This window comes from Halorussus sp. MSC15.2 (assembly GCF_010747475.1).
GTDB lineage: Archaea > Halobacteriota > Halobacteria > Halobacteriales > Haladaptataceae > Halorussus.
Map to the genome: position 1 here is coordinate 223,363 of NZ_VSLZ01000006.1, position 13,295 is coordinate 236,657.

14 protein-coding genes and 2 pseudogenes are annotated in these 13,295 nt (G+C 54.6%); 10 read left to right on the forward strand and 6 right to left on the reverse strand.

All coding sequences use genetic code 11. From position 1 onward, the window contains the following. The first annotated feature begins 122 nt into the window (after positions 1 to 122). The gene (locus tag FXF75_RS19170) at positions 123 to 563 is read left to right on the forward strand and encodes a hypothetical protein (RefSeq protein ID WP_163523579.1); all 441 of its coding nucleotides are present in this window, start codon (positions 123 to 125) and stop codon (positions 561 to 563) included. Between the two features lie 706 nt (positions 564 to 1,269). On the opposite strand, the gene FXF75_RS19175 is transcribed toward FXF75_RS19170, so the two are convergent. Next, positions 1,270 to 1,644, reverse strand: a complete 375-nt coding sequence (locus tag FXF75_RS19175) for a hypothetical protein (protein ID WP_163523581.1) — start codon at positions 1,642 to 1,644, stop codon at positions 1,270 to 1,272. A gap of 834 nt (positions 1,645 to 2,478) precedes the next feature. Between FXF75_RS19175 and FXF75_RS19180 the strand changes: the two are divergent. Next, positions 2,479 to 2,796: pseudogene (locus FXF75_RS19180) on the forward strand (SOS response-associated peptidase); the annotation flags it as partial. Positions 2,797 to 2,857: 61 nt separating this feature from the next. Here the strand turns inward: FXF75_RS19180 and FXF75_RS19185 are convergent. Both FXF75_RS19185 and FXF75_RS19190 read right to left on the reverse strand, forming a co-directional pair. Continuing rightward, entirely contained in the window at positions 2,858 to 3,259 is a 402-nt protein-coding gene (locus FXF75_RS19185) for a hypothetical protein (RefSeq protein WP_163523584.1), read from the reverse strand. Positions 3,260 to 3,512: 253 nt separating this feature from the next. Beyond that, positions 3,513 to 3,758, reverse strand: coding sequence for a hypothetical protein (locus FXF75_RS19190; RefSeq protein WP_163523586.1), 246 nt, complete (start codon positions 3,756 to 3,758; stop codon positions 3,513 to 3,515). An 820-nt stretch (positions 3,759 to 4,578) separates the two neighbouring features. On the opposite strand from FXF75_RS19190, the gene FXF75_RS19195 reads away from it, so the two are divergent. Together FXF75_RS19195 and FXF75_RS19200 are read left to right on the forward strand one after the other, a co-directional pair. After that, positions 4,579 to 5,472: a hypothetical protein gene (locus tag FXF75_RS19195; protein WP_163523588.1), complete on the forward strand. Its 894-nt coding sequence runs from the start codon at positions 4,579 to 4,581 to the stop codon at positions 5,470 to 5,472. A 314-nt stretch (positions 5,473 to 5,786) separates the two neighbouring features. After that, positions 5,787 to 6,233, forward strand: coding sequence for a hypothetical protein (locus tag FXF75_RS19200; RefSeq protein WP_163523590.1), 447 nt, complete (start codon positions 5,787 to 5,789; stop codon positions 6,231 to 6,233). Here FXF75_RS19200 and FXF75_RS19205 read toward each other — a convergent pair. Continuing rightward, positions 6,230 to 8,104, reverse strand: a complete 1,875-nt coding sequence (locus FXF75_RS19205) for a hypothetical protein (RefSeq protein ID WP_163523591.1) — start codon at positions 8,102 to 8,104, stop codon at positions 6,230 to 6,232. The two genes, FXF75_RS19200 and FXF75_RS19205, sit on opposite strands and share 4 nt — an antisense overlap. Before the next feature lie 236 nt (positions 8,105 to 8,340). Between FXF75_RS19205 and FXF75_RS19210 the strand changes: the two genes are divergently transcribed. The 6 genes and pseudogenes from FXF75_RS19210 to FXF75_RS19235 all read left to right on the forward strand — a co-directional run bounded on the left by FXF75_RS19210 (position 8,341) and on the right by FXF75_RS19235 (position 11,938). After that, the gene (locus tag FXF75_RS19210; RefSeq protein ID WP_163523592.1) at positions 8,341 to 9,909 is read left to right on the forward strand and encodes a hypothetical protein; all 1,569 of its coding nucleotides are present in this window, start codon (positions 8,341 to 8,343) and stop codon (positions 9,907 to 9,909) included. A 28-nt stretch (positions 9,910 to 9,937) separates the two neighbouring features. Further along, positions 9,938 to 10,330 (forward strand): IS200/IS605 family transposase, encoded by a 393-nt coding sequence (tnpA, locus tag FXF75_RS19215; RefSeq protein ID WP_163523594.1) that lies wholly within the window; start codon positions 9,938 to 9,940, stop codon positions 10,328 to 10,330. Between the two features lie 263 nt (positions 10,331 to 10,593). Next, a complete protein-coding gene (locus FXF75_RS19220; RefSeq protein WP_163523596.1) occupies positions 10,594 to 10,824 on the forward strand; it encodes an antitoxin VapB family protein in 231 nt (76 codons plus the stop codon). Then, positions 10,821 to 11,191: pseudogene (locus FXF75_RS23565) on the forward strand (PIN domain-containing protein). The gene FXF75_RS19220 and the pseudogene FXF75_RS23565 overlap by 4 nt, the downstream one beginning before the upstream one ends. A gap of 75 nt (positions 11,192 to 11,266) precedes the next feature. Further along, complete coding sequence (locus tag FXF75_RS19230) at positions 11,267 to 11,533, forward strand: AbrB/MazE/SpoVT family DNA-binding domain-containing protein (protein ID WP_163523598.1); 267 nt, start codon at positions 11,267 to 11,269, stop codon at positions 11,531 to 11,533. A gap of 3 nt (positions 11,534 to 11,536) precedes the next feature. Next, the gene (locus tag FXF75_RS19235) at positions 11,537 to 11,938 is read left to right on the forward strand and encodes a PIN domain-containing protein (RefSeq protein WP_163523600.1); all 402 of its coding nucleotides are present in this window, start codon (positions 11,537 to 11,539) and stop codon (positions 11,936 to 11,938) included. Positions 11,939 to 11,990: 52 nt separating this feature from the next. Here the strand turns inward: FXF75_RS19235 and FXF75_RS19240 are convergent, their stop codons facing one another. Then, on the reverse strand, positions 11,991 to 12,641 hold the full coding sequence (locus FXF75_RS19240) for a hypothetical protein (RefSeq protein WP_163523602.1): 651 nt from the start codon (positions 12,639 to 12,641) through the stop codon (positions 11,991 to 11,993). A gap of 102 nt (positions 12,642 to 12,743) precedes the next feature. Then, entirely contained in the window at positions 12,744 to 12,929 is a 186-nt protein-coding gene (locus FXF75_RS19245) for a hypothetical protein (protein ID WP_163523604.1), read from the reverse strand. Between the last annotated feature and the right edge of the window lie 366 nt (positions 12,930 to 13,295).

Below are 13,295 nucleotides of genomic sequence, written 5' to 3' on the forward strand. Positions count from 1 at the left end.
CTCTACTCGTACCTGTAATTCTTTTTTCTTTGTCGTTGTTTCTAACAAGGAACTATGTGAATAAATTGGTAGAGCGGATATCAATTACAGCACCTCGAATAATGGCCTTGTCGTTTCTATTCGTGATATCTACTACAGTAACAGGTGCCGTGGATGTTGGAACCTTAGCGTATTTGCTTTGTGCATTTACCGCGGTTTTTACTGTTTTTCCAGTCTACTGCAGAGACAAGGTTATCGAAAGAGAAGAGGTGGCATTATATCCTGATTCAGTTTCTGTCATATTTATACTACTAGTTTTCGGCCTAAAGATATTTCCGTCTCCTAAGTTTATACCTGCCGATTCTAGAGTGAATGGGATTCTTCTCCTGTATATCTGCCTCGGTACGTTTGTAACGTTCACTGGCGCTGTCTATCACTATCGTATGAAAGAAAATGAACCGAAAGGAAATTCAGGGAATGGCGGAGATAGTGATTCAGCAGTTGATGGATCGGGGGATAGAGATTCGTCAGGCCTACCGGAAGTAGATGGGAAAAAAGACTCTCGATTCAAACCACGGTACTGATTATACGATATGTCTAACCGCTCTCCTGCTGCTCAGCGCGCTCCATCAGTTCGACGAACGCACCCTTCGGAATAGCTGTAGTATCTCCGGCCATCTTGATGTAATAGTCGGCGGCGCGGTCGATGGCCTTACTTTTGGTGGTCTCACTGGTCGCTTCAAGGGGGGTTCTCCAGCCGACGCTCGCGCGAGTCGGTCATTCTGAGCCGCATATTTTTGCGCACTCCCCCGGATTCCTAGTTTTATCGGGTAACTAAAATCAGGTTCGTATATAAACGAGGTCACAGGTCCGGCTTAATCGGCTCGGTCGAAGTGCGGATGGCGCTGGCGAGCGCGTCATTCTGCACACGCGGCCGACCGAGGACGTGTGCAATTTCGGAGATTGATTTCCCTCGTCTTATAACTCCATTCGATTCGAGCGCCGGGCCGCATCACTACTAACTAATGACGCCCTCCATAGGATAGCAATCATTGGTTAGCAGTAGGCCGCATTTTGACTCTCTCCATTCGGAAACACACACTTCGTCGTGTAGTTCCGAGAAAAACGGATTGCACCAGCAATACCGCTAACCAATGAGACCAATTCTCGAAATATGCTCCATTGGTTAGTGGAAGACGCGTAGCGCGTCTCGACGCTCGCATCTGCTGGACGATGTAGGCGAGTACCGACAACGAGCAATCAAGAAGGAAGCTCATCCCGTCCCGTCCGCTACGCCTTGCTTCCGTCGTCAGGCCCGCTGTACTCCTCTATCTCGACACCCGTCAATACCAACCGCGTTGTCTGCGAGGCCGCCACCTGCAGAATACCAAGAAATGCGGTCGCGACAACCCCGGTTGTCCCGAGCGTGGGCGTCTCGATTTTCCCGCCGTTACAGTCGCGACAGTACACCCGTGGGAGGCTCCACTCGTCATGTCCGGCAGTCCGGTAGGCGTACACCGTCACACAATGCCCGTCGTGCAACTCCCGGCCACACCAACAACAAGTCCCTTTCGCACCACCGAGACCAACCTGCAGGCCCGTGAGGACCTGCTCGACGTCGGTCTCGAGATACACAGTCTCACTGTCAGGCTGGGCGTACGCCATTTAGCGGCACCTCCAACAGACGACACCCTCGCCACTCGTCTGACCGCCACATTCGGGACAGTCGGCAACGTCAAGCCCTCCACCCGAGCGCCGTGCGGCTTCTTCGGCACGCTCCATGCGCTCGCATTCTCGACACACGCGATACTGACTGGGACATCCGCACTTGCGACACCCCATACTCACACCCCCACACAGTAGACCGCAGTTGATTCGCTGGCGATACGCTTTTCTTCGCGTAGCGTTGACTCGAACATGGCTTTCTGGCCTCACTGGAAAGCCGTGGTCTCGGGTGTTCCAAGCACCCGCGGACCGTTCTCCCGAAGAGAAGAACGAGTCCGAGTAGCCCCGGCTTTCCTACCTAGAGTTAGGTACTTGTTTAACTTAAAACTACTGGAAGACTAACGCAAGATAGAATGCTCATACCGCGAGAAAACGCGCGTTTCAGACTACTGCAATCGTACTTAAATCGCGCTCTACGCCACTCACTGAGACCAGACTAGAAAACCAGAGTCGCTCGCATTCTTGAACTCCGTCACGCTAACCAATGCGAGGAGACGAAAGTTGTCTTGCATTGGTTAGCGGAGTAGCGAAAACTGCTGGATGGTCTGCTCGTGGACTTCGGTCTCGGCGTCGTCAGCAATGGCCTCGACCAACCAGGGACTGAGCGTGTCGCACTTCCCTACCAGTCCGTCTTGCCGGAATGGTTTCAGTACGGGGGCGGTTGACTGACTTGCGTCCGAGGCGTGTAACTTACTTGCTCCGAGTTCACTGCTGGTAGAACAAGAGCTATCGGGGGAGTACGGAATCGGCTGATATGCCAGAGCGAGTGTCGAGACGGTCGCGAAGGGGCCGATGTTCCGTGACGTCTTCGCTGAGCGGTGGTGTCTCGTCTTTGCCGACGGGTTCTACGAGTGGACGGGCCAACGCGGGTCGAAACAACCCTATCGGATTACGTGGATTGACGACCGACCGTTCGCGTTCGCTGGACTCTGGGTAATGTGGGGTGACTCGGCGGACACGGCGCGGGATACTGTGACTATCATCACGACCGACGCGAACAAGGTGGTCGAACTGATTCACGACCGGATGCCAGTGATGTCCGAAGCAAGTGACGGCCAGTGGCTTTCGGCGGACGACAGTTCAGAAGGCTAATCGACAATAAGAACCTGTAATCTTCGCCAAACCACTCTTAGAGCTGACACAGGCCACCGGATTAACAAATTGCGTACGTCGAGTTCAGTTCTTCATCTGAATTAAAGAAGAAGATGATGTTGCCGAGGCAGTTGGACACAGAGGCAGTTATTTCAGTTGACTGTCCGGTAGTATCCTTAGCAATTACTGTCACCGATTGGTCGTTTCCAGCCAATCTGGTTTTAGTAATTCCTGCGACAGTCCGACTCATCTGAGCAGCTACCGTATGCGTTTCTTGGTACACCTTTGAACTGTCACGCTTCACAGTAACAGTTACAGTAACATCATGGTCAAGCGAATTATCGATTCGTATTTTATGGGGGTAATCCCCAGCTCCAGATTCGACAAGTGAACCCGAAACAGTAGTCTTAGGGGAGGTAGATTCATTGCAACCCGCAAACACCCCTATGACTGCGGTCGTCATTCCAAGGAACGTCCGTCGATGCATGCTTAATCATTTCCTGAGAAAGGGATAGGATTTTCGTAATTTCACGCGTATAATACATTTGCACGCGGCCCCTCCGTAAGGCGTAGTGGACTAGCCGTACACCCGACTGCAAGGACAAACCCTGTCCCCGCCATCGCCAACAAGAGGAGATCCTTCCCGACGGCAGTCCTTTGGTTCGAGACCCGTTGTGACGGTGACCGTCGTCCATTGGAGCACATTACGTCTACGGTCACGCTGTCTCACCCCAGTCGGTGATGCTCCTCTGGCCGACAGTCGGCCCGTCAGCGTCGCTCTCGACTTCGACGTGCTCATGGACGTACTCGTGCGCTATCGAAAGCGCCACGTCGATGCCACATTCCTCAGACGGTTCTACGACGGTCTCTCGCTCGTGGTTGAGTTCATATCGCCACGGCGCGAGGTCCACCGAGGCGTTGCCGCTGCCCTGCCACGTCTGCACCACGAGGTATAGGAACATCCCGGGCGTCGCCTCGTCCGGACAGCCAGCGCTCGCGAGTCGTTTTGATGCATCGCCAGCTCGCGTCCGACCACCAGCCCGCGTATCTCTCCGAACCGTATCACGAGTACTACCGCGAGAACCGTAAACTCGTCATCTAACAGTGGGAGGAGATTTGCAAGGAGTACATGCTGCCCAGTTCGCTACCCGTGAGTGGGACGTTCGAGACTTTGGGCAAGGTGTGGAGCGCTACGGGCCGTGGTGACTCGACGAGGGAGACCCACTGTACAAGCCTCGGCGACTCTCCGCTGGAGAGTACGTCGTGCAGATGCTAACGGGGGTTTTGAGGTAGTGTATTGACAACGTTCTCGCCTGCACGTTTACCGGATTCGTACTACTGGACCCATATCACACTATCCACAAAATCATACTAATCACAAATATAGGAAGTTAGTTAAATATTATTGCTATAATATTTCCTTCACGGATTCGGACTAGTTATCAGGTTTGCTAATATATCCGCCATGACTAAGACAAAGCGGAGTAAAACTCGTTTTTAAATAAAACAGACATGAACGATTCAAAAAGCTCTGTCGATAGACGACGATTTCTATCGTCAATAGCAACTGCACCACTCGTCGGTAGCATGTGGTCTACAAACGCACAGGGATATGAGCGAACGTTCGACCCGGTGACGAACCCTCCAATCGACGTTGGAGCCGTTTACATCCCCTGGATTGGGCGTAACTCACGTTGGTGGGGTAAATGTTCGAAAGGTAACCCAGCGGTCGGGCGGTACAGTCTGGCTGACTCAAACGCTGTCAACCGCCACATCGATTGGATGCAAGGATTCGGTATTTCGACGCTTCTGTACAACTACAATGCGAGTCCGCATGCACCCACGTTTTTCGAGAATTTCCGCACGGCCGAACTCGTTTCGGAGATGCCGCTGGAAACCTTCTACGGACTCAGTAGTCCATTCCACGTGTTTCCTGACACGAACATCCGTGACGTTCTGGATGATGAACTTTCATTCCTCCGTGAGAATTTTCTCAAACGGGAGAATCATAAGACGCGCGATGGGCGGCCTGTCGTCACGTTCTGGGCAGCTGATTATCCTGCGGCAGGTGGATGGCCACGGGTGAAAGCTGAATGGGGTGGATTCGAGGCGTTCATGGACTATCTCCGAGCAAAACTATCGGTCGATGGTGTCGAACCGTACGTCGTCGGTGAGTTCCGCGACCACGCGGTGGGTGGTTATCCACGACGGTTCGCCCGGTGGAATCGGTTGTTCGATGCCGCGATGACGTGGGTCGGAAGTCCCGACCCCGGAACGACTTCGTGGCAGAACCATCGCAAGTACGTCGAGCGAAACTATCAGGAGACTCGCCAATTCGCACTGCAAAACGACATGGAGTTCATCCCGACAGTGTTCCCAGGGTTCGACGACCGCCAATCGTGGATGGAGTGTCGGCCACGTGGACGCTACGTTCCACGAAATCCGTCCCATTTAGCTGACCTCCTCCGACTGGCCGACGAGTATCGAGTCGGGGACCGCATTTATCTGGCGAGTTTCAACGACTGGACGGAAGCCCACATGATTGAACCGGGTCGATACCACGGACGCGATTATGGAACCGCGTATCTAGAGGTGATTCGGGGTTTCCTCCGCAACAAGCAGTTAGAGGAATATCTCGATTGTTCGAGAGGCCAGCAAGCCTGTATCGAAAGATAACGGCAGTCGAGTTATCGATTCTTTCTCCATCGATTAAGAAGCGACTTTATCAACCCCCTTCACTGTCATTTCGAACGAGTGTGTCGCGTTCTGGGCCTCGTCTCGGTAGTTGACGGTGACACGGACGTTGACTCCGGTGTGGTGGTCTCCCGAAGTTCGAACGAATTGGTTTCCCACCCTCTGTCCCGCTGGAAATTGATGTGGACCAAGCTCACATTCCGTTCTTGGATTGGTTCCCAAGAGCACTCTCCAATACAGATACGACGGCCCGCACGCCAGACGGTCCCGAAAAGTCGCCAGAGCAAATCGACCAATTGGCAGACTACGACCTGACGCTCCTTCACGACTGGATACTCCCCGTCGTCGGAGTTGACGCCAGGGACCTATGGCACTACACCGTGGACCACAACGATTCAGCGAAGAACCATGGAGACGTCGAGGAGGGCCACCAGCGGATTCATGACGAACGCTTCAGTGGCAACACCGGTCGCGCTCTCAAAAAACAGCACTACCTGATGCATCGCCAGCTCGCGTCCGACTGCCAGCCCGCGTATCTCTCCGAACCGTATCACGAGTACTACCGCGAGAACCGTGAACTCGTCATCCAGCATTGGGAGGAAATCTGCGAAGAGTACACGCTCCCGCAGTTCCCTACTCGTGAGTGGGATGTTCGAGACTTGGGGCAATGTGAGGAGCGCTACGGGCCGTGGCGACTCGACGAGGGAGAGTACGTTGCTCAAAAGATAATAGGTGAATTCTAGTTGGAATCGCTTTTAATCCAATACCTTGCCAGTGCTGTCGCTAGGCCAGTAGTGGCAGCCGAGATACCGAATCCCGGAACAGATGAACCATTTCGGTTCGATGTTACTGACTTAGTATTTGGACGTGTACGTTGCCCAGTGGTCGTTGGTTGAGTTGTTGTAGAAGGTGTCGCTGAGACGGATTGCTGTCCCGTCGTTGATGCATTCATTTGTAGTTCGACGGAATAGTCGGTCCAGCCACGGTCTCGGTCGAAATTGAGTTGGTCAACAGTTTGGCCGTCTACCAGCACGTCCGCTTCGACCGCGTCGGTAACAGGATAGCCCCGAATTCGGATTCCTTCTGCTTTGTTGAACATCGACCGTTCGATGTATATGACCGTCCTTGGGTTCTCGTTATCTTCAGCGACAAACCACCGCCAGCTACGTCGGTCGTTACTCTCAGGGTACGAGGTACCGCTGGTAAGTATCGGTTCATCATCGAAACGCCCGATATCGTAATGCTTGAATGATTGTCCCTTGGAATCAAGAAGGTCAAGTTCCGAGCATCGGAACGTTAGCGGCCTGCTCTTATCCTTCGAAATATCAGGATTTATCTCGTGAGTTTCGACTGACTTATTGAATTTAAGGACGAGTTCGGTGTACGTCAGAAGTTTCTGGAGCGCGTTTTCAGTGATGAGCGAGTTGAAATAGTCCCAGGCGGCGGTTTTTGTCCCGTCAGGACGGACGAGCCAGAATCCCTTTCCACCTTCGTTGTCGTATATCTCCCAGAATATCGTGTATGGAACACCCCAGTCTAGCGATGTATGAGTGGCAAGTTTCGTGATTTGAGTCGCTTTTTCTTCACCGACGACCGCGAACGGGAGTCCGTATTCGCCGACGAAGACGTTCTTGTTCGGGTCAGGTAACACTGATTCAACGTACTGTGATGGATTGGGGGTGTTCTCGTTTACGTAATCCAGTATCGATTGGAAGTACGCTGGTGCTTCGTTGGGATTCATTTGTCGCAGTGCGGCCCACATCTCAGTGTAGGAGTTGTGTGAGACCAAGTCCACGTTCGTCTCGGGTATGACAGAATTGATGACGCGCTTCTGGCCTTTCATAGCGCGAATTGCCATGTTGATTTCGGCGGCGTGGAGGACAGTGACGTCGCTTGAAATTTCAGTTCGCGCACGTTCGACTCCTCGCTGTCTGGCGTTCAACCACTGAACCATCCCGTCGATGGCGGTCTGGGTTGGCTCGATATCGTCGTCCGCTATCTGATGAGCTTTGATTTGCTTCCGTTCGTCGAATCGGAGGATTGCCCAGTCGCCCTGCCAGTGCTGGAGGACGAACTCTTTGCCCGTCCCACGATACGTTTCGAGCAGGTGTTTGGTCAACTCGTAGAAGCCCTGTTCTTCCTGTCGAAGTTGCTCGTCGGTGACGCCGCGGATAAAGTAGTGTTTGTACCCATCACCGTATCCTCCATCGACGTGCGCATACGCGACGAGAGTGAAGGTGCGGAAATCACGCTGGAACAGTTCGCGGAAGTAGTTGGACTCTGCGATGTCGACCATACTGGCGAACGACGCGGGCCACTCGCTGTTGTACGGGTACTTATTGTACGGGTCGTCACCAGCGACGTGGTGGAACCAAACTTTAATCACGCGCGAACCGAGGTCTCGAATCCGTTTCGCGCCTTCGTTGAGAAAATTCCCCGTCGTGAAATGGTACCCTCCGCCTACATGTGTAACCCCAACCCTGTCTTTCAGTGGACGGGACCCCGGCAGTTCGTTTCCAGTCAAAGAACCAGTCGTTCGCGAACTGAACAGAGGAAGGCTAAGCGCGGTCGTACCAACCCCGCCGAGAAATGCCCTCCTCGTGCTTTGTTTCATGAGCTCCAGTTTTGGGAAGTGATTATATAGTTCTTTCTAGGTGATAAGTTATAAACGAATGAATTGTGACTACAAAGATATTGATGAGAAACCAATCTAGCAGACGACGTTTTCTCGGAGCCACCAGCGCTTCTCTTCTATTTGGGAGTACCGGTGAATTCGACCAGCGAGGTAGACGAGGAGAAGAGCGTAAGAAACGTAATCAAATATCAAATACGAATTTAGATATCGGGGCCGTGTACATTCCATTCCTCGGTGACAAGTGGGGTGAGTGTATCGACCACCACCCTGCAGTCGGGCAGTATAGCATTACCGACACAGACGTCATCAACAAACAAATCGCCCAGATGCAGAGTTCTGGTATCTCGACAGTGCTATTCAACTTTGGCGCCAGCGAGTTAGATTTCAAGCGGTTTCGTAAATTCCGTCGAGCGGACCGTACTGCAGACATCACCATTGAGGCGTTCTGGGTCATCGGGCGAATATTTCAACGTAATTACGAGTTGGCGCCGTATCTCGAATTCATCCGTAACGAGATGATATCTCTCCCGAATTACGAGACTATCGACGGCAGACCGGTCGTCACGTTCTGGGCACCGGGGTACATCGCCGTAAATGAAGACCCCATGACCCGAATTCAGGCCGAATGGGGTGGTCTCGAGGGACTGATCTCGAAGATACGATCCGAACTAACGGTCGACGGCAACGAACCGTTCTTGGTCGGCGACATCGGTGGCCGGAGCGTCGGTGGCTTCTCGGATGCCATCAAGCGCCTCGGCCAACAGTTCGACGCGATTACGTCGTGGGTCGGCAGTCCCGATCCGGGCTTCAATCCGTGGGACCGGCATCGTGCAAAGGTCGAAAAGACGTTCCGGCGGTCATTCTGGTTCGCCATCGCGAACGATATCGAGTTCGTGCCGATGGTGTTCCCAGGATTCGACGACCGCTCAAATAGCTGTTGGGGCGGAGAAACGCACGTACCTCGGTCTCCTCAGCATCTCGCTGAGCTCTTTAATCTTGCAAAGAAATACCGGACAGTCGATAGGACGTACGTCGCCACGTGGAACGGGTGGCCTGAGGGTCATCAAATCGAACCCGGTACCTTCAGCGGCCAGGACTACGGCACGGCGTATCTCGATGTCGTGAAAGAGGCGGCCACGAGCGACCTGCCGCCGTTCCGAATTGAGTCGTTCGTCCCAGTCACGCTCGCGTTCAACAAAACGGTCGCAGAGCACGAAGTGAATCCGGACAAATCACCCGAGAACAGTCGTGACCTGGCGTTCAGATGCTCGGAACTTGAACTCCTGGCCGCCGATGGAAAGAGCGTCGCTACGTATAACGTGGGTCAGCCAGCGGCAGAACCCCACTTCACGGAAGGCGTGTACAATACGAACCAGAACGACCAGCGGAGTACCCGATGGTTGGGCGGGCCGACCACACGCACCCAGATGTACTTCGAGCACGAATTAGTCGAGAAAGCGGCCGAACTCCGGGTGCGCGGAGTGCCCATCGCCGACGACATCGATGCCGACGTACTTGTCGATAGAACGGAAACAGACCATCTCGAGTTTGAACGAAACGGGTGGCAGAACTATCTCGCCGATTTGCGAGCAACGACCACGACCCCACCAACGACTTCTGAATTGACACCGACAGCGAAGACAACCCAACAGCAAGCGATGGCTACCGAAGCGACGACGACGACGACCACGTCGGTGGATTCACCGGGGTTCGGGCTGCTGACGGGGCTAGGCGCGTTGACCCTTGGTGCGGGTCAGTATCTTGCCAGTGAGTCGGACGACTAGCACTTCGCCGCCGCATTACCGGGAAGTCGTGAAAACGAATGGCAGTACTATCCCAAAGTACCGGCATCCGATTCTCGCCCACATCGAGGACTCGCTTGAAGCGAGTTTCCGCAACGTGTGCGACCGGTACGACTACGACATACTGTCACTGCATATTTCAGCCGACCACGTACACCTCTTTCTGTCGGCGCATTCGAAGCATTCGCCCACCGAGATTGTACGCACGGTTAAGAGCATCACTGCCCGCGAGATGTGGCAACAGCACGAAGCGTACTTGGAGGAATATCTCTGGGGCGGTGGGCTCTGGGAGGAATCGTACTACGTCGGGACGGCAGGCGAAGTATCGAGCCGAACGATTGAACGGTATATTGAGCGAACGGAGCACGTGTATCGAACGTACGGCCTTCACCCTCGGGGTTAAGCCCCGAGGCACTCGGCCTGCTATTGCAGTAGAGGACCTCTGGGTTGACGTCGTACTGTCTCGATACTTGGAAAGTGTTGGTTCCCGGTGCTTGCCTCTCGATACGTCGTCCGGCATGGCGACGTTCTGCGAGCAGACCTTCGGACTCTTGAGCCGGTTGAGATTTGTATGCTAGTACTGAACTCGTTTGCAATGTCGGCGGAGGGGGTTTCGTGAGTGACCTAAACACTAATTCACGTTCGGTGTCAACGTTGTCAACAAGGATGTCGCATCAGGTCCGGCTCAACGACAATCTCTACGAGCGCATCAAAGCAAACAAGCAGGAGGGAGAGTCGTTTAGCGACACCATCGAGCGCCTCATTAACGACCGTTCGCTTCGTGACCTTCAGGACGTCTTCGATGACGAACAGGTAGACGAGATGCGGGACGCAATCGAAACAGCAGATGAAGAGGACGTCGCCGAGGTCCGTGAAATCGGCGAACGCTTCGAATAATCGTCGACACGAGCTTCGTTCTGAATGTCACCGATGGTGCGGAGGAGGCCGTCGAGAAAGAACGAGAACTAGAAGCGGCAGGTGTTCCCCTGGTCATTCCCGCGATGACCCTGCTCGAACTCTATATCGGCGTGGGGAAAGTCCCAAACTCGGCATCTACCCGCTCGTGGAGATGACACCGAGTATATCGCGTCGTGCTGGTCGACTGCTCGGCGAGCAAATGAACGCAGGCGATGGCGATGGGCCGGGCATCGGAAAGGGTGATGCCGCAATTGCGGCGACAGCACTCGAACGCGACGAGCCGATTTTGACGGCCGACTCGCATTTCGACACAATCGACGGCGTTAAGGTTGAAACGTATCGATGACACCGATTGGTTTGATACGGGAAAAGAAACGATTCGACGGGAAGACTTTAGAATCATCCCGTAGTAGGTTATAGCATGTCGAAATCCACGGATGAACGTGGCCGCATCTACTTGCCGAAGGACGTTCGTGAGCGGTTCGGAGACCAGTATCGTATCGTCGAACTCCCGAGCCACGTCGCGCTGTTTCCCGTTGACGATGACCCAGTAGAGGGACTGCGTGACGCTGTTGGTGACGCCTTCGAGGGCGACGATGCCGACCAGTTGAAGCCTGATGCCCGCAAGCGAATTACCGAAGACGTGCAAGGAGAAGTCGAGAGTCGCTCGGAGGACCACGAGGACTGACTCGTGTACGTCGAAACCGACTTCCTCATCGCCCTCGTCAAAGAGAGCGATTGGCTCCGTGAACCCGCACTCAAAGCACTTGAAGAGCGAGACGAGATTTATACATCGGTTCTGTCATACGCTGAGGTACTCGTTCTGTTCTACGACCGTGAACAGGCCGAGTACGAGATTGATGCGCCACGAGCAATCACAAACCTCCTTGAGTTAGTGCCGATTCGGCCAGAACACCACGAGGATGCTGTTCTTGCTGCTGCCACGTTTTTGGAGGAACACCAGATGACTCCATTCGATGCTCTTCACGCTGGGATGGCCACAACAGGCGATGGAAGAGTTCTCTCAAGCGAGCAAGACTATGATACTGCCGGTCTTGACCGCCTCCCACTAGAAACGTATTGCGACGAATAATCTCCCCTGGACTAGCTTACGACGAACGGTCGTTGGGTTACACAGCCGGCGGTTACTTCCTCTTGGAGAAGTCCTGCCCGAGCGACAGCGAGTAGCCGATTACCACCATCGCCAGAGCCGTCCCGACTGGGGCGAACCAGAGCAGCCTATCCGCCGGACAGCTGGTCGTCTTCGCAAGCAGCCACGGCCCATTCAGCGCAACGACGAACGCCAAAAAGCCACCGCCAGCGAGACGGTACCGGCTGGTTTGCAAGAGCGAGACGCCGAAAAACCCAATGCCCAGAAAAAACATGAACCACAGCGCCAGCCCAGCGACGTGATGCGACAAAAGCGCATCGGGCGAGAACGGCACTGCTGGGAGCACGACGCTTGCAAGTCCCCACACGATGACTGTGACGAAGACGGCCCAAGGTCCTGTGACCAGAAGTAGACTACTCGTAGTAAGCGTCGGGGAACGGTCAACGAGCCAAGGATACATCACGAGGACAGACGCGGCTGCGAGCGGGAGACTTGCTAGCACAGGGAGCTGGTCAGCAATCCAGATAAGCGGGAGCGCTGCAAGAGCGTCTGGGACGGATACGAGTGCGAAGGCCCCCACGGCACCGCCAATCTCCAATGTAATTGCTGCCCCGCCGAGAACGAGAAACAGTTTCCCGGTCAAATCTTCCAACGCGAGTAGCCGCTGCACGCTAATAAATGACATATAGACATAATGTTCTCGGTCTAATATAAAGACTTGTGGGACCGAACCAGCAACGTCGCTCAACTCTCGCAGGTTCTAAGGCAAACGTGCAAAGCTGAGCCACTAGACGCGACGGAAAGGCCCGTGAATCTGTCGACCGGCGAGACACCGGACCATTTGCAGGCGATAGTAGACGACGGTCTCGCGGTGGCCGCGCGTGTAGCTGTCGAACTCGTAGCGTGTGAGAGCGTCGAAGACTGCCTCGTGAACCTCCGGGTGCGCCCACTCGTCGGGCGGGGTCTCGTGCATTCACGCAACCGCCTAATCGACCATCCCCGCGACGGCCTCGAACCGGTGGTCGCGATTATACCCCGTCCGAGCGAGTTCGACGTTGTTGCCCGACCCGGACACACGCACGTCCGACGCCAACAACCCAGTCTAGAACCGTCTAAGACTCCCTGTAGCGCTCCGTCCGGCAGTCGTTCGTCTGCCGTCAGGTGGGCAGTCGGCCGGGCGCTCGCAGGGTAGTCTCACCGAGGCGATGGTCTGGTTGTCGAGGCCTCGGAGGAAGGCTGGCTCCAGTATCGACGACCACCTGAGAAGAGGGTGAGGCGCTCGGGCTGGTAGTCCCTCTGCGGTCGCGGCCCCGCGGTCGCGGCCGCGGCCGCCGCGCGG